The organism is Mycobacterium sp. HM-7 (assembly GCF_053852335.1).
This window is the reverse complement of sequence record NZ_CM132657.1, coordinates 2259555-2280402: the sequence shown is the minus strand read 5'-3', so window position 1 is coordinate 2280402 and position 20848 is coordinate 2259555. Positions and strand designations below refer to the sequence as shown.

The 20848-nt window shown below is 66.4% G+C and carries 21 protein-coding genes; 6 read left to right on the top strand and 15 right to left on the bottom strand.

Annotated elements, in window-relative coordinates; genetic code table 11:
* Positions 1 to 10 precede the first annotated feature (10 nt).
* Positions 11 to 1648, bottom strand: a complete 1638-nt coding sequence (locus tag ACWW1C_RS10955) for a SulP family inorganic anion transporter (RefSeq protein WP_455983452.1) — start codon at positions 1646 to 1648, stop codon at positions 11 to 13.
* Positions 1645 to 2022: an ArsR/SmtB family transcription factor gene (locus ACWW1C_RS10950; RefSeq protein WP_455983451.1), complete on the bottom strand. Its 378-nt coding sequence runs from the start codon at positions 2020 to 2022 to the stop codon at positions 1645 to 1647. Before ACWW1C_RS10950 ends, ACWW1C_RS10955 begins: the two co-directional genes overlap by 4 nt.
* A 148-nt stretch (positions 2023 to 2170) precedes the next feature.
* Here ACWW1C_RS10950 and ACWW1C_RS10945 point away from each other — a divergent pair, with 148 nt between their 5' ends.
* Both ACWW1C_RS10945 and ACWW1C_RS10940 read left to right on the top strand, forming a co-directional pair.
* On the top strand, positions 2171 to 3511 hold the full coding sequence (locus tag ACWW1C_RS10945) for a wax ester/triacylglycerol synthase domain-containing protein (RefSeq protein ID WP_455983450.1): 1341 nt from the start codon (positions 2171 to 2173) through the stop codon (positions 3509 to 3511).
* Positions 3512 to 3536: 25 nt separating this feature from the next.
* On the top strand, positions 3537 to 4076 hold the full coding sequence (locus tag ACWW1C_RS10940) for a TetR/AcrR family transcriptional regulator (protein ID WP_455983449.1): 540 nt from the start codon (positions 3537 to 3539) through the stop codon (positions 4074 to 4076).
* 4 nt (positions 4077 to 4080) lie between these two features.
* Here ACWW1C_RS10940 and rlmN read toward each other — a convergent pair whose 3' ends face one another.
* On the bottom strand, positions 4081 to 5205 hold the full coding sequence (gene rlmN, locus ACWW1C_RS10935; RefSeq protein WP_455983448.1) for a 23S rRNA (adenine(2503)-C(2))-methyltransferase RlmN: 1125 nt from the start codon (positions 5203 to 5205) through the stop codon (positions 4081 to 4083).
* A 94-nt stretch (positions 5206 to 5299) separates the two neighbouring features.
* Between rlmN and ACWW1C_RS10930 the strand changes: the two genes are divergently transcribed.
* On the top strand, positions 5300 to 6265 hold the full coding sequence (locus ACWW1C_RS10930) for a DMT family transporter (RefSeq protein ID WP_455983447.1): 966 nt from the start codon (positions 5300 to 5302) through the stop codon (positions 6263 to 6265).
* Here ACWW1C_RS10930 and ACWW1C_RS10925 read toward each other — a convergent pair.
* From ACWW1C_RS10925 to ACWW1C_RS10910, 4 genes are all read right to left on the bottom strand, one after another.
* A complete protein-coding gene (locus tag ACWW1C_RS10925) occupies positions 6156 to 7028 on the bottom strand; it encodes a phosphatidate cytidylyltransferase (RefSeq protein ID WP_455983446.1) in 873 nt (290 codons plus the stop codon). The two genes, ACWW1C_RS10930 and ACWW1C_RS10925, sit on opposite strands and share 110 nt — an antisense overlap.
* Before the next feature lie 20 nt (positions 7029 to 7048).
* Positions 7049 to 7606, bottom strand: a complete 558-nt coding sequence (frr, locus tag ACWW1C_RS10920; protein WP_455983445.1) for a ribosome recycling factor — start codon at positions 7604 to 7606, stop codon at positions 7049 to 7051.
* Positions 7607 to 7645: 39 nt separating this feature from the next.
* Positions 7646 to 8401 (bottom strand): UMP kinase, encoded by a 756-nt coding sequence (gene pyrH, locus ACWW1C_RS10915; protein ID WP_455983444.1) that lies wholly within the window; start codon positions 8399 to 8401, stop codon positions 7646 to 7648.
* A 113-nt stretch (positions 8402 to 8514) separates the two neighbouring features.
* The gene (locus ACWW1C_RS10910) at positions 8515 to 9204 is read right to left on the bottom strand and encodes a class I SAM-dependent methyltransferase (protein ID WP_455983443.1); all 690 of its coding nucleotides are present in this window, start codon (positions 9202 to 9204) and stop codon (positions 8515 to 8517) included.
* 45 nt (positions 9205 to 9249) lie between these two features.
* On the opposite strand from ACWW1C_RS10910, the gene ACWW1C_RS10905 reads away from it, so the two are divergent.
* Positions 9250 to 9675, top strand: coding sequence for a MarR family winged helix-turn-helix transcriptional regulator (locus ACWW1C_RS10905; protein WP_455983442.1), 426 nt, complete (start codon positions 9250 to 9252; stop codon positions 9673 to 9675).
* A gap of 6 nt (positions 9676 to 9681) precedes the next feature.
* Here the strand turns inward: ACWW1C_RS10905 and ACWW1C_RS10900 are convergent, their stop codons facing one another.
* The 4 genes from ACWW1C_RS10900 to ACWW1C_RS10885 form a co-directional block, all read right to left on the bottom strand.
* Positions 9682 to 10131 carry a DUF350 domain-containing protein gene (locus ACWW1C_RS10900; RefSeq protein ID WP_455983441.1) on the bottom strand — a complete coding sequence of 150 codons (450 nt, stop codon included), beginning with the start codon at positions 10129 to 10131 and terminating at the stop codon, positions 9682 to 9684.
* 19 nt (positions 10132 to 10150) lie between these two features.
* On the bottom strand, positions 10151 to 11314 hold the full coding sequence (locus tag ACWW1C_RS10895; RefSeq protein WP_455983440.1) for a glutathionylspermidine synthase family protein: 1164 nt from the start codon (positions 11312 to 11314) through the stop codon (positions 10151 to 10153).
* Positions 11314 to 11886: a hypothetical protein gene (locus ACWW1C_RS10890; protein WP_455983439.1), complete on the bottom strand. Its 573-nt coding sequence runs from the start codon at positions 11884 to 11886 to the stop codon at positions 11314 to 11316. Before ACWW1C_RS10890 ends, ACWW1C_RS10895 begins: the two co-directional genes overlap by 1 nt.
* Positions 11887 to 12090: 204 nt before the next feature.
* Positions 12091 to 13497 (bottom strand): amidase, encoded by a 1407-nt coding sequence (locus ACWW1C_RS10885; RefSeq protein WP_455983438.1) that lies wholly within the window; start codon positions 13495 to 13497, stop codon positions 12091 to 12093.
* A gap of 294 nt (positions 13498 to 13791) precedes the next feature.
* On the opposite strand from ACWW1C_RS10885, the gene ACWW1C_RS10880 reads away from it, so the two are divergent.
* Complete coding sequence (locus ACWW1C_RS10880) at positions 13792 to 15525, top strand: purine-cytosine permease family protein (protein ID WP_455983437.1); 1734 nt, start codon at positions 13792 to 13794, stop codon at positions 15523 to 15525.
* 47 nt (positions 15526 to 15572) lie between these two features.
* Here ACWW1C_RS10880 and ACWW1C_RS10875 read toward each other — a convergent pair whose 3' ends face one another.
* Entirely contained in the window at positions 15573 to 16667 is a 1095-nt protein-coding gene (locus ACWW1C_RS10875) for a substrate-binding domain-containing protein (protein WP_455983436.1), read from the bottom strand.
* Between the two features lie 158 nt (positions 16668 to 16825).
* Here ACWW1C_RS10875 and ACWW1C_RS10870 point away from each other — a divergent pair, with 158 nt between their 5' ends.
* Positions 16826 to 17284, top strand: coding sequence for a MarR family winged helix-turn-helix transcriptional regulator (locus ACWW1C_RS10870; protein WP_455983435.1), 459 nt, complete (start codon positions 16826 to 16828; stop codon positions 17282 to 17284).
* Between the two features lie 63 nt (positions 17285 to 17347).
* Here the strand turns inward: ACWW1C_RS10870 and fmdA are convergent, their stop codons facing one another.
* The 3 genes from fmdA to rpsB form a co-directional block, all read right to left on the bottom strand.
* Positions 17348 to 18601: a formamidase gene (gene fmdA, locus ACWW1C_RS10865; protein ID WP_455983434.1), complete on the bottom strand. Its 1254-nt coding sequence runs from the start codon at positions 18599 to 18601 to the stop codon at positions 17348 to 17350.
* A 526-nt stretch (positions 18602 to 19127) separates the two neighbouring features.
* The gene (gene tsf, locus ACWW1C_RS10860; protein ID WP_455983433.1) at positions 19128 to 19943 is read right to left on the bottom strand and encodes a translation elongation factor Ts; all 816 of its coding nucleotides are present in this window, start codon (positions 19941 to 19943) and stop codon (positions 19128 to 19130) included.
* A 1-nt stretch (position 19944) separates the two neighbouring features.
* A complete protein-coding gene (gene rpsB, locus ACWW1C_RS10855) occupies positions 19945 to 20763 on the bottom strand; it encodes a 30S ribosomal protein S2 (protein WP_455983432.1) in 819 nt (272 codons plus the stop codon).
* Positions 20764 to 20848 lie beyond the last annotated feature (85 nt).

Here is a 20848-nt window from a genome sequence, read left to right as displayed (position 1 = left end):
TTTCGAAGCGCTACCGGGAGGTGTGGCTGCGGGCGTGGGCGACGGCATCGTCCAGGTTCTCGATGAGATGGTTCTCATGGCGCAGGGCGTCGATGATGCCGACACCTGCCAGGAGGTCGCGGTGCTCGGGCCGGACGCCTTTGATGATCACGGTAATCCCCCGCGCCTCAAGGTCTTCGATGATCTGCGTCAGAGTGTGCGCGCCGGTGGCGTCGAGCATGCCGAGCTGCGACAGCCTGATGATGACGACCGCTGTCTCGGGATGGTTGCCATCGGTGATCGCGGTTGAAATCCGTTCGGCCGCACCGAAGAACATCGCCCCGTCGAGCCGCAGTAGGGCGATGCGCTCGTCGCCGGCCACCTGGGGTCCCGGCAAGTCCTCGCGCGTGACACTGCTGCGCCCGGCCAGCGCGCGCAGCGCGAACAGCGCCGTGGCCGCGATACCGATCTCGACGGCCTGGATGAGGTCGAAACAGACTGTGACAGTTGCGGTCAGCAGAAACGTCACCGCATCCGAACGCGTGGACCGCAGAATCCGCGTGACCGTGTGCGGCGAGATCATCCGAAACGCCGTCACCATCAACACCGCCGAGAGCGCCGCCAGCGGGATGGTCCCGACCAGTCCGCTGACCAGGTACACCACCGCAAGCAGCACCACCGAGTGCACGATCGCCGCGACCCGGGTCCGCGCGCCGGACCGCACGTTGACTGCGGTGCGAGCGATGGCGCCGGTGGCCGGCATGCCGCCGAAGACCCCGGAGGCTACCGACGCCAGTCCCTGTCCGACCAGTTCGCGGTTCGGGTCATAGGGCCCGGTCGGGGACATCGTCGCCGCGACCCGCGCCGACAGCAGCGACTCGATGGCGGCCAGTGCGGCGATCGCCAGTGCCGCGCCGAACAGCGCGTGCAGCACCGCGAGGTCGGCGTGTGGCCAGACGGGTGCGGGCAGCCGCGACGGCAGCTCCCCGATCCGGAGCGCGGACAATCCGCTGCCCGCCACCAGCGCGGTCGCCGCGACAACGGCCACCAGCGACGCCGGCACCGCTGGATGAATCCTGGGCAGCACGATCATCAGCACCGCCACCAGCGCGGTGACGAGAAGGGCCGGCCGCGCCACACCCATGTCGATGTGCGAGAGGACGACGCCCGCGGCCACCAGAGGGGATCGTCCAGCGGGTGCCGCCTGCCCGAATGCGGCCGGGACCTGCTGCAGGAAAATGATCACGGCGATGCCGAGGGTGAATCCTTCGATCACCGGCCACGGAATGAAGGTCACCGCGCGCCCCACGCCGGTGATGCCGGCCACCACGACGATCACCCCGGCCAGGATGGTCACCGCGGCCACGCTGCCCAGTCCGTACTGGGCCACGATCGGCGCCAGGACCACCGTCATCGCCCCGGTCGGACCCGACACCTGAACGTGCGATCCGCCGAACACCGCGGCCACCAGCCCCGCCACGATTGCGGTGACCAAACCGGCCGCCGCACCGACACCCGAGCTGATACCGAACGCCAGCGCGAGCGGCAACGCGACCACCCCGACCGTCACCCCGGCGGCGACATCACGGCGCCACGAGCCGCGCAGACCGGCATAGTCGGCGCGCGACGGCAGCAACCGGGCGATGCGCCCGCCGGCGACAATGGTCATCTGCTGGTGCCGATCGGCGGCAGCGAGCCGACGGCGTCGAGCTGATCCCGTTGCGCGGCAAGGGTATCGGCGAGGAACGTCCGCGCGATGAGCAGCAGTTCGGCGATCTTGGGGTGCGCCAGCGTGTAGTACACCGCGTTGCCGGTCCGATACCCGCTGACCACGTGGTGACGTTTGAGCACGGCCAGATGCTGTGAGAGCAGTGTCGGTTCGATGTCGCTGGCCGCGAGGATGTCGCTCACGGGTGTCGGGCCGTCTGAGGTCGACAAAATCTCCAGGACCCTGATGCGGGCCGGATGAGCCAGCGCCTTGAAGAGGTTCGCCTTGATCTCATACAGCGGCCGTTCGGGACCATCGAGCACGCTGTCGACCATGTGCCGCACCCCTAATTGATGGATTGAAGAAATTGTCAATCCATCATAGCGCGCCGAACCACCCGAGAGAATTCGCAACGTCAGCGCCTCCCCAGACAACACACAGGCTCGCGCAGCGAAATATTGTGGGCTGGGTAACATTCGCGACATGACCGTAGCCGACAACACGATCGACCTGGGAGATCAAGCCTCCTTCACCGGCTTACGGGCGCTGGGCCGTGGCCCGCTCATCCAATACACCTGGATCTACGAGCGCCCGGTCGACCTCGATGGACTGCGCCGCCTGCACCGCAATCTCGGTAGCGGCGGTCTGCTGGGCCGCCGGATCGAACGGTCGCCGCTGCCGTTCGGCCGCCACCGGTGGGTGCGTTCGACAGGACCACTCGACCTCGACATCGCCACCGAGCCCCGGCCGGTCGCCGAGCTCGACGACTGGGTCAACGAACGTGGTTACATCCCGGTCGACCCGGAACACGGGCCGCCGTGGCACCTCGGCGTGCAGCAACTCGAAGGTGGCGGCGCGGCCGTGTCGCTCGTGGTGTCGCACACCGTCGGTGACGGCCTGGCCGTCGCCGAAGCCGTCGCCGACGCCGTCAACGGCGAACCCCGCGAACTCGGCTACCCGATCCCCGCGTCCCGGACCCGGCGCGAAGCGCTGCGCGAAGATCTCGGCCAGACGCTGCGCTCGGTGCCCGGTTGGTTCAAGGCCGTCGTCGGGGCCGTGAAGATCGCCCGCGACCAGAAGGGCGATCTCGCCGCATCGGCCAAATCGGTGACGGCGCCGGTGTCCAGTGGGATCACGACGCCCGTGACGCCGCCTTTCGTCACCATCTATCTCGACCTCGATGAGTGGCACCAGCGCGCGAAAGCCCTTGGCGGCACCAGCAATGTGCTGTTCGCCGCGCTCGGCGCCCGGATCGGACAGGTCGTGGGACGGTTGGGCGAGGACGGCCGGGCCATGCTCTCGTTCCCGGTCAATATCCGCACCGAGGGCGACACCCGGGGCAACGCGCTCAGCACCATCACCGTGATGGCGGACCCCGAGAAAGTCAGCACCGACCTCAGCGAGCTGCGGGGAGAGATCAAGCGCGAGCTCGCCGGTGTCGACGAGTGGACCCGCATGATGCTCACGCCGCTGCCCCTCACCCCTCTGGTCCCGAAGTTCGCGGTGCGACGGCTGGAAAAGATGGTGCTCAAGGTCGGCAAGCCCATCGGCTGCTCCAACCTGGGCCTGTTCTCCGCCGCGTTCAACCGGCCCGACGGCACCGACGCCGACAGGTTCCAGGCCCGCCTGGTCGAGCCGGGACTGACGCCGGTGGACCTCGAACGCTTGAACGGTCACCTGTTCCTGGTGTTCAGCCAGACCTCGACGTCGATCAGCGTGACGGTCACCGCCTGGGAACCGGGCGACCCGAACACCAAAGCAGCACTGGCAGATTCCACGCGCAAGGCGCTGGCCGATCTCGGACTCACCGGAACCGTCGACTAAGTTACCGAGTAGTACCATCGGTTTCGTGGACAGTACCGCGAGCGCCCAGAACGGCTCCGTCGAGGACGCCTCGACCCCGAGCCGGATCCTGGTGGCAACCGCGGAAGTGCTTGCCCGTCAGGGACAGACGAAGCTCAGCCTGTCCGAGGTCGCGACGCAGGCCGGTGTCTCGCGCCCGACCCTGTACCGCTGGTTCGCCTCCAAGGAGGCGCTGCTCGAGTCGTTCGGGCGGTACGAACGCGAATTGTTCGTCGACGGCATGAGCGCGGCCACCGAAGGACTGCGGGGCAACGAAAAGCTCGATGCCGCACTGCAATTCATCGTGCAGTATCAGAAGACCTATTCCGGCGTGCGCGTCATCGACATCGAGCCCGAAGCGGTGCTCGCCCAGCTGCCGAATGTTCTGCCGACCATGCGGAACCGATTGCAACAACTACTCTCCGGGCCGAACGCCGAGTTGAAGGCGGCCACCGCGATCCGGATCGCGATATCGCACTACCTGGTCCGCAGCGACGACACCGACCAACTGCTGGCGCAATTGCGTCATGCCGTCGGTTTGCGCTGACCGGCTAGCTCTCCGCCGCCAATTGCCCACACGCAGCGGCGATTTCACGCCCGCGCGTGTCACGCACCGTGCATGACACGCCGGCGGCCTGCACGCGGCGCACGAACTCGCGCTCGACGGGCTTCGGGCTGGCGTCCCATTCGCTGCCGGGAGTCGGGTTCAACGGAATCAGGTTCACGTGCACCAGCGGACCGAGCGCCCGGTGCAGCTTCTTGCCCAAAAGGTCTGCCCGCCAAGGCTGATCGTTGACGTCGCGAATCAGTGCGTACTCCACCGATACTCGACGACCGGTCACGTCGGCGTAATACCGTGCGGCGTCAAGGACTTCCGAGACCTTCCACCGGTTGTTGACCGGAACCAGGGTGTCGCGCAGTTCGTCGTCCGGGGTGTGCAGCGACACGGCCAGTGTGACGCCCAGCTTTTCGTCGGCGAGCTTGCGGATCGCCGGTGCCAAGCCGACGGTCGAGACCGTCACCGACCGGGCGCTGATCCCGAAACCGTCAGGAGGTGATGCAGTAATTCTTCGGACGGCCGCCACCACGCGGTTGTAGTTGGCCAGCGGCTCGCCCATGCCCATGAAGACGATGTTGGACAGCCGGCCACCGCCGGCGGTGCCGGCAATTCCACCGAAGTGTTCGTTTCGTAATGCCGCCGACGCCGACCGCACCTGCTCCAGGATTTCCGCAGTCGAGAGATTCCGCTTCAGACCACCCTGACCGGTCGCGCAGAACGGGCAGGCCATGCCACAGCCGGCCTGCGACGAGATGCAGACGGTGTTGCGCTGCGGGTAGCGCATCAGCACCGACTCGAACGTTGTGCCGTCCACCGCGCGCCACAGCGTCTTGCGGGTCTCCCCTGCGTCGCACTGAATCTGTTTCGCCGGCGAGATCAGGTCGGGGAACAGCGCCGACGCCACCTGATCGCGCACCGCGGCGGGCAGATCGGTCATCTCACGCGGATCGGCGATCAGCCGGCCGTAGTACTGGTTGGCCAGCTGCTTGGCCCGGAATTTGGGCAATCCCAGCTCGGCGACGGCCTCGACCCGGCCGTCGGCGTCGAGGTCGGCCAAGTGCCGCGGGGGCATACCGCGCCGCGGTGCATCGAAAACCAGAGGAAGGGAAACGGCCATAACGGGCTCCAGTATCGCATCGACCGGACCCCCCAGAAGAAATCACAGACGAAAATCATTGGACCCCGGGCCGACGAACACTCACCATGGGCCCATGCCACCCCGTCCCGCGTCACTCCTGGCCTTTGTCTACGCGTTGGGTTATCCCATTGGGGCCCTTGCTGTTTCGGCCCTGACACCCATGGCGACGCTGGTGTTCCGATTCGGCCTCGCGGCCGCGATTCTGACCACCTGGGCACTGGCCGCGCGTGTGAAATGGCCCACTGGGACCCGGCTGGTGCACGTCGTGATCAGCGGCCTGCTCACCCAGGCCGTGCAGTTCATCTGCCTGTACCTGGCGCTGATGCACGGTGCCCCCGCGGTACTGGGCGCCGTCGTCATCTCGATGAACCCCGTCGCCACCGCGCTGCTCGCCGCGGTGTTCCTGGGCGAACGACTGACCGCCATGCGCATCGTCGCCCTGGTCCTGGGCGCGCTGGCGGTGCTGGCCGCGTGCGCCCAGCGGTTGCTCATGGTCGGCGGCGTCGACATGGTGATCGTGTTGCTGGTCGTCTCGCTGCTGGCCCTGGCCTCGGGCGGCGTCTACCAACAGCGGTTCTGCCGCGGCGTGGACTTCCGCGCCACCGCCGCGGTGCAGAACGCGGCGTCATTGGTTCCGGTGGCGATCCTCGCCGCCTTCATGCCGTGTACGGTGACCAACCTGCATACCGCCGTCCTGGCAGTGGGAGCCGTGGTGCTGCTCAACGCGACGTTGTGCATGACGATGTACGTCCGCGCGATCGACCGTTACGGCGCCGCCGCGGTGGCCATGCTGTTCGCGGTGATCCCGGCGATCGCCGGCGTGCTGTCGTGGCTGCTGCTGGGCCAACGGCCCGACCTCGGCGTGGTGGTCGGTCTGGCGCTCGGCGCGCTGGCCTGTTGGCTCAATTCGCGGGCCGTGGCGCGGACCGTCAGGCCAGCAGCTCCAGCACCAGCCACGCCGCCACTGCAGACGGCAGAATCGAATCGATCCGGTCCATCAGACCGCCGTGACCAGGCAGCAGAGTGCCCATGTCCTTGATCCCCAGGTCGCGTTTGACCTGCGACTCCACCAGGTCGCCGAGGGTTCCGGTGATGACGAGCATGATGCCGAGCGGCACGCCGACCCACAGCGGCCGGTCGGCCAGGTAGTGCACCGACAACACCGAGACGATGATGCTGAACAGCAGCGACCCGCTGAAGCCCTCCCAGGACTTCTTCGGGCTGATCGCCGGCACCATCGGGTGCTTACCGAACAGCACGCCCGCGGTGTAACCGCCGATATCGGAGGCCACGACGCCCAGCATCATGCAGAACACCTGCATGGCGCCTTCGTGGTAGCCACCCTGGTGCGGATAGATCAGCAGCGCCGTGAAGGCACCGAACAGTGGCACCCAGGCGGCCAGGAAGATCGTCACCGAGACGTCGCGCGTGTAGTTCACCGGCGCGGCCTTCAGCCCGCCGGACAGCAGCCGCCAGATCATGCACAACGCGACCGTCGCGCCGAACGCACCCAGCGCCCCGGCTTCCCGGTACGGCACGGTCAGCCAGATCATCGCCTGACCGCCGATCAGCAGCGGGATGACCGGGACGGCATAGCCGCCCTCGCGCAGTCGCCGCACCACCTCGTGGGTGGCCAGGGCGACGGCCAGGGCCACCAGCGCCACCCAGAACTGCGGGAGGAACAGCAGGGTCGCGATGACGGTGCCGCCGAGGAGAACGCCGACGGAGATGGCCGCGGGCAGGTTGCGCCCGGCGCGCGATGTCTTCTTGGGCTCCCCGGTCGGAGCGGTGTCGGTGGTCACGAAGTCACGGCTGGGAGGTGCTAGACCTCCAGCAGCTCGCCTTCCTTGTGCTTGACCAGATCGTCGATCTGAGCGGTGTAGGTGGCGGTGGTCTTGTCCAGGTCCTTTTCGGCGCGCGCGACCTCGTCCTCGCCGGCCTCGCCGTCCTTCTTGATCCGGGACAGCTCGTCCATCGCCTTGCGACGGATGTTGCGCACCGACACCTTGGCGTCCTCGCCCTTGCCCTTGGCCTGCTTGACCAGTTCCTTGCGGCGTTCCTCGGTCAGCTGCGGGATGGAGATGCGGATGACGCTGCCGTCGTTGCTCGGGTTGACGCCGAGGTCCGAGTTCCGGATGGAGTCCTCGATGGCCTTGAGCTGGTTGGCCTCGTAGGGCTTGATGACGACCAAGCGCGCCTCGGGCACGTTGATGCTCGCCAGCTGGGTGATGGGCGTCATCGAGCCGTAGTACTCGATGTTGATCCGGTTGAACATGCCCGGGTTGGCTCGCCCGGTGCGGATCCCTCCGAGGTCGTCCCGGGCCACCGAGACAGCCTTGTCCATCTTCTCTTCGGCATCGAAGAGGGTTTCCTCGATCACTTGTTTTCTCCCGTCAGTCCCGCTCGCCCCGCCCCAGCTCTAGCTGGAGACCAGCGTTCCGATCTTCTCACCCGCGACCGCGCGCGCGATATTGCCTTCGGTCAGCAGATTGAAGACCAGCATCGGCATGCCATTGTCCATGCACAGGCTGAACGCGGTGGCATCGGCGACCTTCAGGTCGCGCTCCAACACCTCACGGTGGGTGATGGTGGCGATCATCTCGGCGTCGGGTACCTCGCGCGGGTCCGCGGTGAACACACCGTCGACGGCCTTGGCCATGAGGACCACCTCGGCACCGATCTCCAGCGCGCGCTGCGCGGCGGTGGTGTCGGTGGAGAAGTACGGCAGGCCCATGCCGGCGCCGAAGATGACCACGCGGCCCTTCTCGAGGTGCCGGCGCGCCCGCAGCGGGATGTACGGCTCGGCGACCTGCCCCATGGTGATGGCGGTCTGCACGCGGGTGTCGATGCCTTCCTTCTGCAGGAAGTCCTGCAGCGCAAGGCTGTTCATCACGGTACCGAGCATGCCCATGTAGTCGCTGCGAGTCCGCTCCATGCCGCGCTGCTGCAACTGCGCACCACGGAAGAAGTTGCCGCCACCGATGACGACCGCCACCTGAGCGCCGGCGCGCACCACCTCGGCGATCTGCCGGGCGACCAGAGCGACGACGTCGGGGTCCAGACCCACCGCGCCGCCGCCGAACATCTCACCGCCGAGCTTGAGCAGCACCCGCTTGTACGCCGGCCGGATCAAACCTTGTCGACCGTTGTCTGCCTCGTTGTCTGGGCTGGCCATCAGACTCCTTCGGTCCCCACACGTCACAGCTGCCCCGGCGATCGGCAGCGGCTCCATCCTGCCTCATGGCGATCGGGCCGGAGGCAAGGAGGGTGGAACCCGATGGGCGCGGACTACCCCAGGTGCGCCTGCAACAACCACGCGCGAACCGACTTGAGTCCGTTCGGTTCGTCCTTGACGTCGATGGCGGCGAAACCGGCGCCGGGTGCTCCGGGCGCCCCGAAGTTCTCCGGCATGTTGCCATGGATCCGGGCGGGAGAGATGTCGTCGATCACCCAGTACTTGCCGACGACCTCGCGCAGCTCGTCCTCGGTCACCGGGTTGGCCGGGCCGGCGGGCATGCCGCCGCGGTCGAAGACGAGGACGATGTACGTGGCACCGGGAGCGGCGGCCCGCACGATCGAGCGCTGGTAGCCGTCCCTGAGCTCGACGGGCATGGAGTGGAACAGCGTGCTGTCGATGATGGTGCCGAAGCGGCCGTCGTATCCGGTGAAGTCGCTGATGTCGGCGACCTCGAAGCTGGCGTTGTGCGCTCCACGGCGGGCGGCTTCGGCCCGGGCGAGTTCGATGGCGGTGGCCGACTGATCCAGACCCACTGTGGTGAAGCCGTGCTCGGCCAGGTAGATCGCGGTGGCGGCCTCGCCGCAGCCGGCGTCGAGCACGTCGCCGTGCACCTTGCCGGCCTCGATCAGCGCGGCGATCTCGGGCTGCGGCCTACCGATGCTCCACGGCGGCCGGGCACCCATCTCGGGAGCATCGCCGCGGTACGCGCTTTCGAACATGGCATCTGAGGGTCTGGTCATCCCTCCGGTTTATCAATGCAGTTGATATATGTCAATATAATTGACATGTTCGAAGGTGAAGACGCTCCCCTGGGCTATCTGCTCAACCGAGTCGCCACTGCGCTGCGCGCCGAGATCACCACCAATGTGCTTGACCCGCTTGGCCTGACGTTCCCGCAGTTCGTCTGCCTGCGAATGGTGGACAACCGCCCCGGCATGTCCAACGCCGAGATGGCACGGTTCGTCGGGGTATCGCCACAGGCGATGAACATCGTGGTGCGTGCGCTGCAGGACCGCGAGCTGATCACCCGGCCGTCGACGGTCGCGGCCGGGCGGTCCCGGCCCACCGAACTGACCCGGTCCGGCCGCACCCTGCTGGGCAAGACCGTCGCCGGAATCCACGACGCCGAGGACGCCTTGCTGGCTGACCTGAGCCCGACCCAGCGCCGGCAGTTCCGCGAGACGCTGACGAGCCTGGTGCCGCCCGAGTAGCGGCGATCAGAGAATCGCGGCGGCGACGATCAGGCCGAATGCCAGATACGAGGCCGCCACGTCGAGCACGACGGGCGAGAACTTCTCCTGGTGGAGCATCTCGCCGATGTCGAGACCCTTGACGGCGCCGATGAGGCGCACCGAAAGTGCTTGGACCGCAATGCCGACCAATCCGAAGACCACCGTCTTGATCAGCCCGCCCAGTAGGTCACCCGACGAGCTGTAGATGGCGAGCACCACGATGAAGGCCATCGACAGCACACCCGAGGCTGCCACGGCCGCGGCGTTCGGCCGGCCCGAGCGGACGAGGTCGCGCAGCGGTCCCGGCGTGGTCCAGTCGATGACGAAGAAGCCGAGGATCATCAGCGCGCCGCCGACGATCGCATACAGCGCGATGGCCGATGCGCCGTGCCCGACGATCGACCAGTAGTCGTTGCCAAGAGCGGTGAGGGTCATGAAGTTCGTTTCCTTCCGGTCACTGCGGGATGCGGTGGGGCACAAAGGCTGCGCCGTTGTCGGTGACCAGACCCGAGGTCTCTCGGATACCGAGTCCGGCCGATTCGTCGCCGACGATCCAGGCGCCCAGCGCGGGACGCATGTCGTCGAACTGCGGTAGCGGATCGAGCAACTGGTAGACGTAGCCCTCTTCGCCGTACACGCCACCGGTCTGCGTTTCGTATCCCGCGCCGACGATCGTGACGTTCGCCCCTTCGCGTCCGAGTTTGGGCTTGCGGACGTATTCGGTCAGCTCGTGCGGATCATCGATGTACGCCGGCAGCAGATTCGGGTGTCCCGGATACATCTCCCAGAGCACCGCCAGGATGGCCTTGTTGCTCAGCAGCGACTTCCACAGTGGCTCGATCCACATGGTCTCCGGCAGGGATTCGGCCGCGTAGCGGCCGAATTCGTCGTCCAGCACCCATTCCCACGGATACAGCTTGAACAGTGTCGAGATCGGGGCGTCTTCCAGATCGACGAACCGATTCAGATCCCGGTCCCAGCCCAGTTGCTCGATGGCCAGACCCACGGTGTGCAGTCCCGCCTCGGCGGCGCACTCCTGCAGGTAGGCCAGCGTGACGTTGTCCTCGCCGCTGGTGTCCGCCGACGACCACGTGAAGTGGGCTTCGGTGCCGGGCAACCGATCCTGGATTTCCTTCCAACGCTCCACCAGCTTCTCGTGCAGCGAGTTCCACTGGTCGTCGGCCGGAAAGACGTCGGTCTTCCAGTACCACTGCAGGATCGCGGCCTCCAGCAGCGACGTCGGGGTGTCGGCGTTGTACTCCAGCAGCACCGGCGGCCGGCGGCCGTCGTACCGCAGATCGAAGCGGCCGTACAGGTGCGGATCGCTACGGCGCCAGGACTTTTCGATGTGCGGCCAGCTCCACTCCGGCAACCCGAAGTCGCGGTAGCGCTCGGTCAGCACGATGTTCTCGACGGCTTCCAGGCACATCGAGTGCAGCACCTCGACCGAGGCCTCGATCGAGAGCACCTCGTCCATGTCGAACACGTAATGCACCGACTCGTCCCAATATGGGCGGGCATTGCCGTGCGCATCGGCGGCAGGGGTGTCGAAGCACATGCCCTGACCGGCAATGATCTGCTGCCACCCCGGCCGCGGGGCGTGACGTTCGCGCCGCATCAGCTTCCGGAGCTTCCGTGGCTCGACGAACCGAAGCCGCCGCGCGACACCGATGAGCCGGACTTCGAGATGGAGGTGCCGGATTTCGTGGTGGCCGTCGTGCCTTTCGGCAAAGTCAGGGTGCCCCCGCGCGCGATGCTGCCGACGCCACTGTTGGAGCCGCCGTAGTAGTAGCGGTACGGCGATCCCATATACAAGAACGTGCTGCCGCCGCCGTAGTTCGTGCCGCTGCTGCAGTAACTGTCCGGCACCACTTCGTTGCTGCCGTCCTTGACGCACGACGCGCTGATCTGATCGTCGCGGTGGAAGATCGCATAGCCGGCGGCGACGACCGCGACCACACCGACGCCGACCGCCGAGCCGATGAGCACCTTCTTGCCGGTCGCGGCGCGCTTGCGGGCCTTCTCGGCCTTCACCCGCTCGATCTCTTCTTCGGCTTCGCGCGCCTTCTGCGCCTTTTCCCGGGCCCGCGCCTCACCGACGGTCGGCGGGCGCGGTTTGGCCGTGGCCGGGTCCTGCCACCGAACCGAACCCTGCGGGTCCCCCTGCGGCGGCGGGGGCACCGGCGGCACGGCCGGTTCAGACCCTGCGACAGGATCGGGCCCGCTACCTTGAGCCGACGACTTCCACGGCTGCCTCTCAGCCCCGTTCTCGGGCCCGACGGTCATGCACACCCCCAATTGACGCAACCTGTGAGACAGCATAAGGGTGGCTGCCCGACAAAGCGGCCGTTGGCGCTGGTTCCATGCCACTGAGTTCGGGCAGCCTGGGCAGCGTCAACGTTCCGCGAGCGACGGCCAGCCAATCTCCAGCTCGAGCTCGAAGGCCAGTGCGAGCAGCGTGGCCTCCTGCCCCGCCGCCGCTCCGAACATCATGCCGACCGGCAGTCCCGATGCGGACTGCGCGAGCGGCAGTGAAACCGCCGGTGCGCCACTGGCGTTCTGCAGGGGCGTGAAACCGACCCAGTCGATCAGCCGCGACATGACCTGGTCGAAGTCGGCGGTCGGATCCAGGTGCCCGATCGGCGGGGTTACCTCGCTCAGCGTCGGGGTCAGCACCACGTCGTAGTCGCGGGCCAGTCGCGCCGGGATGCGCCGGGACGCGGCCAGCCGGGCGATAGCGGCCGGCACGCGGTGCAGATTGCGCGCGGCTTTGGCCTCCAGACCCAGGGTCAGGTTGTCCAACTTGCTGCGGTCGAAGCTCGGGCCGAATGTGCGTTTCCCGCCGCGGACCAGAGCGAAAGCCAGGAAGGCCCAGTAGAGCAGGAAGTCATCGCGGAACCGCTCCGGCGCCGGATTGCCGATCTCGGTGACGCGGTGGCCGAGCTCCTCCAGCCGGGCCGCCGTCTGCATGGTCAGCGCCCGGATCTCCGGGCTGGCGTCTCGGCCGATCGAGCTGGTACACACCGCGATGCTCAGCCGCTGCTGCCCTGGCGCGGTGACATCGCCGATCGCCGGGAGTTTCGGGTTCCGGTAGACGCGCTCGGCCTCGCGGTAGAACGCCGCGGTGTCCCGGACGCTGCGAGTGAGGACGCCGTTGGCGACGATCTGCAGCGGCATCCGGGTCTCCCGGTCCAGGGGCAGCCGGCCACGCGTGGGCTTGAGCCCGACCAAACCGTTGCAGGAAGCCGGGATTCGGATGGAACCACCACCATCATTCGCGTGGGCGATGGGCACCACGCCGGCCGCGACGAACGCGCCCGACCCGGACGACGACGCACCCGCGGTCACCGTGGTGTCCCACGGATTGCGGACCGGCCCGAGCCGGGGATGCTCGGCCGAGGCGCTGAAACCGAACTCCGACAGCTGGGTCTTGCCGAGTGCGACCAGTCCCGTCGACAGATACAGGCGCGCCCACTCCCCGTCCGACGGCATCGGCCGGGGCGCCCACGCGTCCGCGCCCTGCATGGTCGGCCAGCCCGCAACCGCGACGTTGTCCTTGATGAACGTCGGAACCCCATCGAAATAGCCTCCGAACGGCCTTGGTGCGCGCGCCTTTTCGGCAGCCTGCTCGAAGGCTTCGTAGGCCAGGCCACCCAGCTCTGGCTGCGCCTTCTCGGTCCGGGCGATCGCTGCCTGCACCACCTCGGCGGCCGACACCGCACCGCCGCGGATCGCGTCGGCGACGCCGACCGCGTCGAGATCGCCGAGGGCGTCGTCACCGAATGTGCTGATGCGTGTCATGGCACCCACGGTACCAAGCAGTACCACCAGGCTGCCTTACTCCCAGATTTCGCGTTGTGAGCCGGGACACCGACTTCAGGCACGCGCCGATGCGCAGTGTAAACACGTAGTTTCCCGGCCGTAACGTTCCATTTGAAGTACTGCCATATGGAAGTAACTGGTGCTAATTTCCGTTCGACCCGGCTGCTGCAGGTCGCAGACCGGTCCGGTCATCGGCGCCCGCATCCGACCTGCCTGCCTTCCTGATGCCTTGCATCACTGGCGATTACGACGGATTCGACAGGAAACGCGTTCATGACTACCGAGCAATCACTAGAGGAAGTGCACGGCCAGCCGCTGGCCGCGGCACGCGTCGGCCCGTGGTCCCGCTTTGTCACCTGGGCCAACCAGGACACCATCGAGGACTTCTCGCTTCGCTACGCGCCCAAGTCTTTTCGCAAATGGTCGCCGATGGCGTGTGCCGTGGCCGCGTTGGGCGGCATCGCCTACCTCGCCGACTACTCGATCGGCGCCTCGATCGCCGTCACCCACGGCTCAGCCAGCGCGGTCGTCGCCATCCTGGTCGCGGCGGTCACCATCTTTCTGACCGGCATCCCGATTGCCTACTACGCCGCGAAATACAACATCGACATGGATCTGCTCACTCGCGGAGCGGGTTTCGGATACTTCGGTTCCACCCTGACCAGCCTGATCTACGCCAGCTTCTGCTTCATCTTCTTCGCGCTCGAAGGCGCCATCATGGCGCAGGCGATGAAATTGGCATTCGGCCTCCCGCTGGCACTGGGCTACATCATCGGCTCGCTGATCATCATTCCGCTCGTGCTCTACGGCATGACGGCCCTGGCCAAGTTTCAGGTGTGGACGCAGCCCTTGTGGCTGATCCTGTTCGTCGCTCCCATCGCCTTCATCGCCACCGCGGATCCGGCGGGCTTCCACGGGTTCTTGAGCTGGGCCGGCAACGGCGGCAGCGAGCAGGTGACGGCCATCGGAGTCGGGGCGGGCGCCGGCGTGGCACTGTCGCTCATCGCCCAGATCGGTGAACAGGTCGACTATCTGCGCTTCATGCCCGAGAAGTCGGAAACACCGCCCCTGCGGTGGTGGGGTGCGGTACTCGCCGCCGGACCGGGCTGGGTGATTCTCGGTGCGGCCAAACAGATTTGCGGCGCCTTCCTGGCGTTCTATGTCGCGGGGAAGGTCGGTTTCACAGCCGCCACCGAACCCATCGAGCAGTTCCTCGGCGGCTTCGGTTCGGTCATCCACAACGACGTCGCCGCGCTCGCTCTGGCCACGCTGATGGTCTTGCTGTCGCAGGTGAAAATCAATGTGACCAACGCATATTCGGGCTCGTTGTCCTGGTCGAATTTCTTCAGCCGCATACTGCACGTGCACCCGGGACGGGTGGTGTACCTCGGTCTGCACATCGCCATCGCGCTGGCGTTGATGCTCAGCGACATGTTCGCCGTGCTCAACACGATCCTGGGGTTCTACTCCAACGTCGCGATCGCCTGGGTCGGCGCGATCGTCGCCGATCTGGTGATCAACAAGCCACTGCTCAAGCTCAGTCCCTCCTACGTCGAATTCAAGCGGGCTTATCTCTACGCCATCAATCCGGTCGGATTCGTCTCGATGCTGGTGGGTTCGGTGTTCTCGATCATGGCCTTCTACCACGCTTTCGGTGATTTCCTGGCGGCCTGGTCTCCGTACCTGGCACTGACGTTGGCATTCGTGCTGTCGCCGGTGATCTGCATCGCGACCAAGGGCAAGTACTACCTGGCCCGCCGTAATCCGCTTCGCGAGGAGATCGAGAAGGAGCCCCTGTGGGCGGGTCAGACGCTGCTGGACGTCGTCGACCAGAAGCGGTACGAACTGCCGGACATGGTGCACGACTGCCCTTTTCATCACGGCACCGTGTCCTCACTGACCTGCACGCTGACGAAAGACTGTCATGACATGTGTAAGAAGGAGGGTTACACCGATTCGGTGACCACCGACCTGCTGAAGACCGCGGCGACGCCGCAATCGAGCTGACGAACCGTCATGGCCCCGTTCGGATTGAAGGGGGCCATGACAGTCGGTCAGGGTGTGAGCTCGGCGATCACATTGAATTCGAGTTGGTCCGCGCTGGCGAGGTACACGGGTTGACGAGTATGAGCTCCATGCATGACGACCTCGCCGCGCGGGCCTTGATAGGCGACCGAGGAGCGCGCCCGGTCGATCGCCGTCACGTCCAGACTGCGGGCGGTCTGCGCCAGCGCCGTCAGCAACAGCAGTCCCTCGTAACAGGATTCACCGATGTTGTTGAGCGCCGGGGCCGCGCTACCGAACCGTTGCACATAGTGCGAGCCGAATCCCATGTTCACCTCGGTGGGCAGGCTCTCGAAATAGCCGCATGCGGTGTACAGACCGGCGGTCGCCCCACTTCCGCTGGCGCACAACACATCCTCGCCGATCATCAACGACAGTCGCACCATACGCTGGTCCAGGCCGGCTCGCGCGAACGCGCGATTGAACGCGGCGTTGTCCGCACCCACCATCAACACCAGCACTCCGTCGGCCGCCGAGCGGCTGATGACGTCGAGCACGGGCCGGAAATCCCGTCCGCCCAGCGGAACGAATGTTTCACCGACGAATTCGAAGCCCGATCGCCACATGTACTCCTGGGTCACTCGAGCGGTCTGCCGCGGCCAGATGTAGTCGTTACCGACGATGCACCAGCGTTTCAGCCCGAGGTTCTCCCGCAGCCACGACAACGCCGGAAACAGTTGCTGCTCCGGGGTTTCCCCAACCATGTACACCCCGTCGGCGCTCTCCCCGCCCTCGTAGAACGTGGTGTACACGTACGGCACCCGGCCGGCGGTCTGCGGGGTGATGACCCGGCGCGCGTTCGACAGGTGCCATCCCACCACGGCGTCGATGCGCTGCTGGGCGACCAGGCGGCCCAGCTCGTCCGCGAGATCGGCCAACGGTGCCCCGGCGTCGACCGGGTGAATCCGCACCGGCCGGTCCAGGATGCCGCCGGCGGCATTGATGTCCTCGGCAGCGAGTTCGGCACTCGCCTCGCACGAAGGTCCGAACATTCCGGCCGGCCCGCTCAACGGCACCACGAGCGCGATATCGACAACATCCGGGTCGGCACGCGCGGGAACCGTCACAGAGTTCGGGTTCACCATCACCTCACCTCGAGACACCGGCCCAGCCATGCCACACCGATCGCGACGACCACGACGTCGATCACCCGGGCGACCAGAGTTCATTCTGAAGATACCTGCCGATCAGCGCTGTTTCTCGGCGAGACGAAAGCTCCCACCACGGTAGGCTGGGCGCCACCATGGAAATGAAGCCCGGCGCCCGTGCCGACACCATCGAGGAGCTCGCTCGATTGGTGAAGTCGGTCGCCTTCGAACTCGACCGCGTCGTGACCGACCACCTGGCCGGGTTGACGGTGCGCCAGTGGCATGTGCTGGCCGCGCTCGAAGGCGGCGTCGGAAAGCCGATGACGGCGCTCGCCGAGGTGACGCTGCTGCCCGGTCCGAGCCTGACCCGGCTCGTTGACGGAATGGTCGACGACAACCTCGTGCTGCGCAAGGCCGATGTGGTCGATCGCCGACGGGTGTTGGTCCACCAGACCCGACGAGGCGGCGCACTGTACCGCCAGATCCGCGAGCGGCTCAACAAATCCGAACAGCTGGCCGCGCTGTGCGCGTCGACGTCACTGCAGCCGGAGGCGCTGACCGAACTGCTGAGCACGCTACAACGGCCGGGTGCCCCGGCAGTTCTCCGCGGCTGACCCCATACCCGCCAAACAGCCAGTCCCCCAAGGAAATCGGGGAACCGGCTGTCGGCTGCGGGGTCAGAAGCTGGCGTGGGGCGCGCCCATTCCCGGATCGACCTGGTAGGGCCCGGCGGCGGACGGCGCCACCGGGAAGTCGAAGATGGCCGTCGGGATGTACACCGTCGCACAGGAATTCGGGATGTCCACGACTCCGGAGAGCCGCCCCTCGATCGGCGCGGACCCGAGCAGCAGATAGGCCTGCTCCGGGCTGTACCCGAATTTCGTGAGGTAGTCGATCGCGTGCAGACAGGCCCGCTGGTAGGCCAGGTCCGAGTCGAGGTACTTCTGCTCGCCTTCGAGTGTCACCGACGTGCCGGAGAAGGCCAGCCATTCCGAGTACTGCGGGTCGGTGTTGCCCGGCATGAATATCGCATTCTCGTGCACCCCATAGGTGTCCATGCCGCCCTTGATCAGGTCGACATGCAGGTCCATGAATCCACCCATCTCGATCGCGCCGCAGAACGTGATCTCGCCGTCGCCCTGCGAGAAGTGCAGGTCGCCGAACGACAGGTTCGCACCGGGGACGAACACCGGATAGAACACCCGGCTGCCCTTGGTGAGGTTCTTGATGTCCTGGTTACCGCCGTTCTCCCGGGGCGGCGCGGTACGGGCCGCCTCGGCGGCCGCCTTGGTGAATGCGTCGCCCCGCAATGAACCGAGGATGGCGTCCTGTGGTTCTGGCGGCAACGCCAGTGGGGGCACGCGGTCCGGATCGGTGGCGATCAGCGCGCCCTCGCGCGCATTCCACTTGGCCAGCAGTGCCGCCGACGGCGCGGTGCCCATCAGTCCCGGATGCACGATGCCGGTGTACTTCACGCCGGGCACGTGCCGCGAGGTGGCCTGCTGGCCGGAGAAGTCCCAGATCGCCTTGTAGGCGTCGGGGAACTGATCGGTGAGGAACCCGCCGCCGTTCTGCTTGGCGAAGATGCCGGTGTAGCCCCAGCCCTGCCCTGCCAACGGCCCCGAGTCTTCCTGCGGGATCGGGCCGACGTCGAGGATGTCGACGATCAGCAGGTCACCCGGTTCGGCGCCCTCGATCGCAAACGGCCCGGACAGGCAGTGCACGCCCTTGAGCGGTGCGTTGAGGATGTCCTCGGCCGAGTCGTCGTTGTGGATGGCGCCGTCGAACCACTCGCGGCAATGCGCCCGGAAGCTGTCCCCGGGCTTGACGGTGACGGCCGGTGGGATATCCGGGTGCCAGCGGTTGTGGCCGACCAACTGTTGGTCGGTGAACTTCTTCGTCGAATCCAGGGGGAACAGCAATTCCGGCACATTGACCTCCGTAGCGACACCAACACTTACTTCCGTATGGAAGTATTCAATAGTGAAGGTGTCTCGTCTGCGGATCGGGCAAGTTACATCCGGATGACGTTGCCGGAGAGGGCTTATGGTGTCGTTGTGCCTACCTACGTATTCCGGTGTGGACGGGGTTGCCCGGACTTCACCGAACAGCATCCGATGGCGACCGCGCCCGCCGACACCCCGTGTCCGAGCTGTAGTGGCGAGGCCAAACGCAGAATCGGCGCACCCGCCCTCGGCGCCGGGAGTTCGCCGGGGATGCGGGTACAGGACGCGACCCGCGCGACGGCCGACAGCCCAGATGTCGTCCGCAGCCTGCCTACGAGTCGTCGCCGCGCGCAGGTGACCGCAAATCCGTTGCACCGCAAACTCCCCCGACCGTAGGCCAGAGAATGCAAAACCCCGCGCACTCCGGGATCGCCGGGTTTGTGCGCGGGGTTTTGTCGATGAGCGGCGACGGCGAGCCGTCACATGGATGTAGTGTGCCGCCCAGGTCTTTTTACTGCTGGCCGACCTCGAACCGCACGAAGCGGGTCACGGTGACGCCGGCCTCGTCCAGCAGGGCCTTCACGGTCTTCTTGTTGTCGGACACCGACGGCTGGTCGAGCAGCACGACGTCCTTGTAGAAGCCGGTGACGCGGCCTTCGACGATCTTCGACAGCGCGGCCTCGGGCTTGCCCTCTTCCTTGGCGGTCTCCTCGGCGATGCGACGCTCGTTGGCGACCAGGTCGGCAGGCACGTCCTCACGGGTGAGGTACTTGGCCTTCAGCGCGGCGATCTGCAGCGCGACGGCGTGCGCAGCCTCTTCCGAAGCACCGTTGTACTCGACCAGCACACCCACGGCCGGCGGCAGATCCGCGGCACGCTTGTGCAGGTAGGTCTCGACGGTGCCGTCGAAGTAGGCGGCCCGACGCAGTTCGAGCTTCTCACCGATCTTCGCGGACAGGTCCGCGACCAGCTGCTCGACGGTGGTACCGCCGACCGTGGCGGCCTTGAGGGTCTCCACGTCGTTGGCCTTGGCCTCGACAGCAGCGGTGAGGATCTGATCCGCGAGAGCCTGGAATTCGGCGTTCTTGGCGACGAAGTCGGTCTCGGAGTTCAGCTCGATCAGGGCGCCGTCCTTGGCGGCGACCAGGCCCTCGGCGGTGGCGCGCTCAGCGCGCTTGCCGACGTCCTTGGCGCCCTTGATGCGCAGCACCTCGACGGCCTTGTCGAAGTCACCCTCGGTCTCAACCAGTGCGTTCTTGCAGTCGAGCATGCCGGAGCCGGTGAGCTCCCGCAGTCGCTTTACGTCAGCAGCGGTGTAGTTAGCCATCTCAGCTTTCTGTGGTGGTGGTTTCGGTGGCGGCTTCGGCAGACGCCGTCTCGGTTCCGGCCGTCGCACCGGCGAGCAGTTCCTGCTCCCACTCGGCGAGCGGCTCGGCGCCTTCGGCCTCGGTCTTGGCACCCGAGCGAGCCTGCAGGCCCTCGGCGACTGCGGATGCGATCACCTTGGTCAGCAGCGCAGCGCTGCGGATGGCGTCGTCGTTGCCCGGGATCGGGTAGTTGACCTGATCCGGGTCGCAGTTGGTGTCCAGGATCGCGAGGACCGGGATGCCCAGCTTGATGGCCTCGGAAACAGCCAGGTGCTCCTTGTTGGTGTCGACGACCCAGATGGCCGAAGGCACCTTCTGCATGTCGCGGATACCGCCGAGGCTGCGCTCGAGCTTGTTCTTCTCACGCGTCAGCATGAGGATTTCCTTCTTGGTGCGACCCTCGAAGCCACCGGTCTGCTCCATCGACTCGAGTTCCTTCAGGCGCTGCAGGCGCTTGTGGACGGTCGAGAAGTTGGTGAGCATGCCGCCCAGCCAGCGCTGGTTCACGTAGGGCATGCCGACACGGGTGGCCTCGGCAGCGATCGACTCCTGGGCCTGCTTCTTGGTACCGACGAAGAGCACGGTGCCGCCGTGGGCAACGGTCTCCTTGACGAACTCGTACGCCTTGTCGATGTAGGTCAGCGTCTGCTGCAGGTCGATGATGTAGATGCCGTTGCGGTCGGTGAAGATGAACCGCTTCATCTTGGGGTTCCAGCGACGGGTCTGGTGCCCGAAGTGCGCGCCGCTATCCAGCAGCTGCCGCATGGTCACTACGGCCATGTTTGTGCCTCACTTGTTTTCGGTTGTCGTCCGGAATCGGGTGATTCCGGACCCTGGCGTCTGCTGCGTGCCGGACCCAACTCGG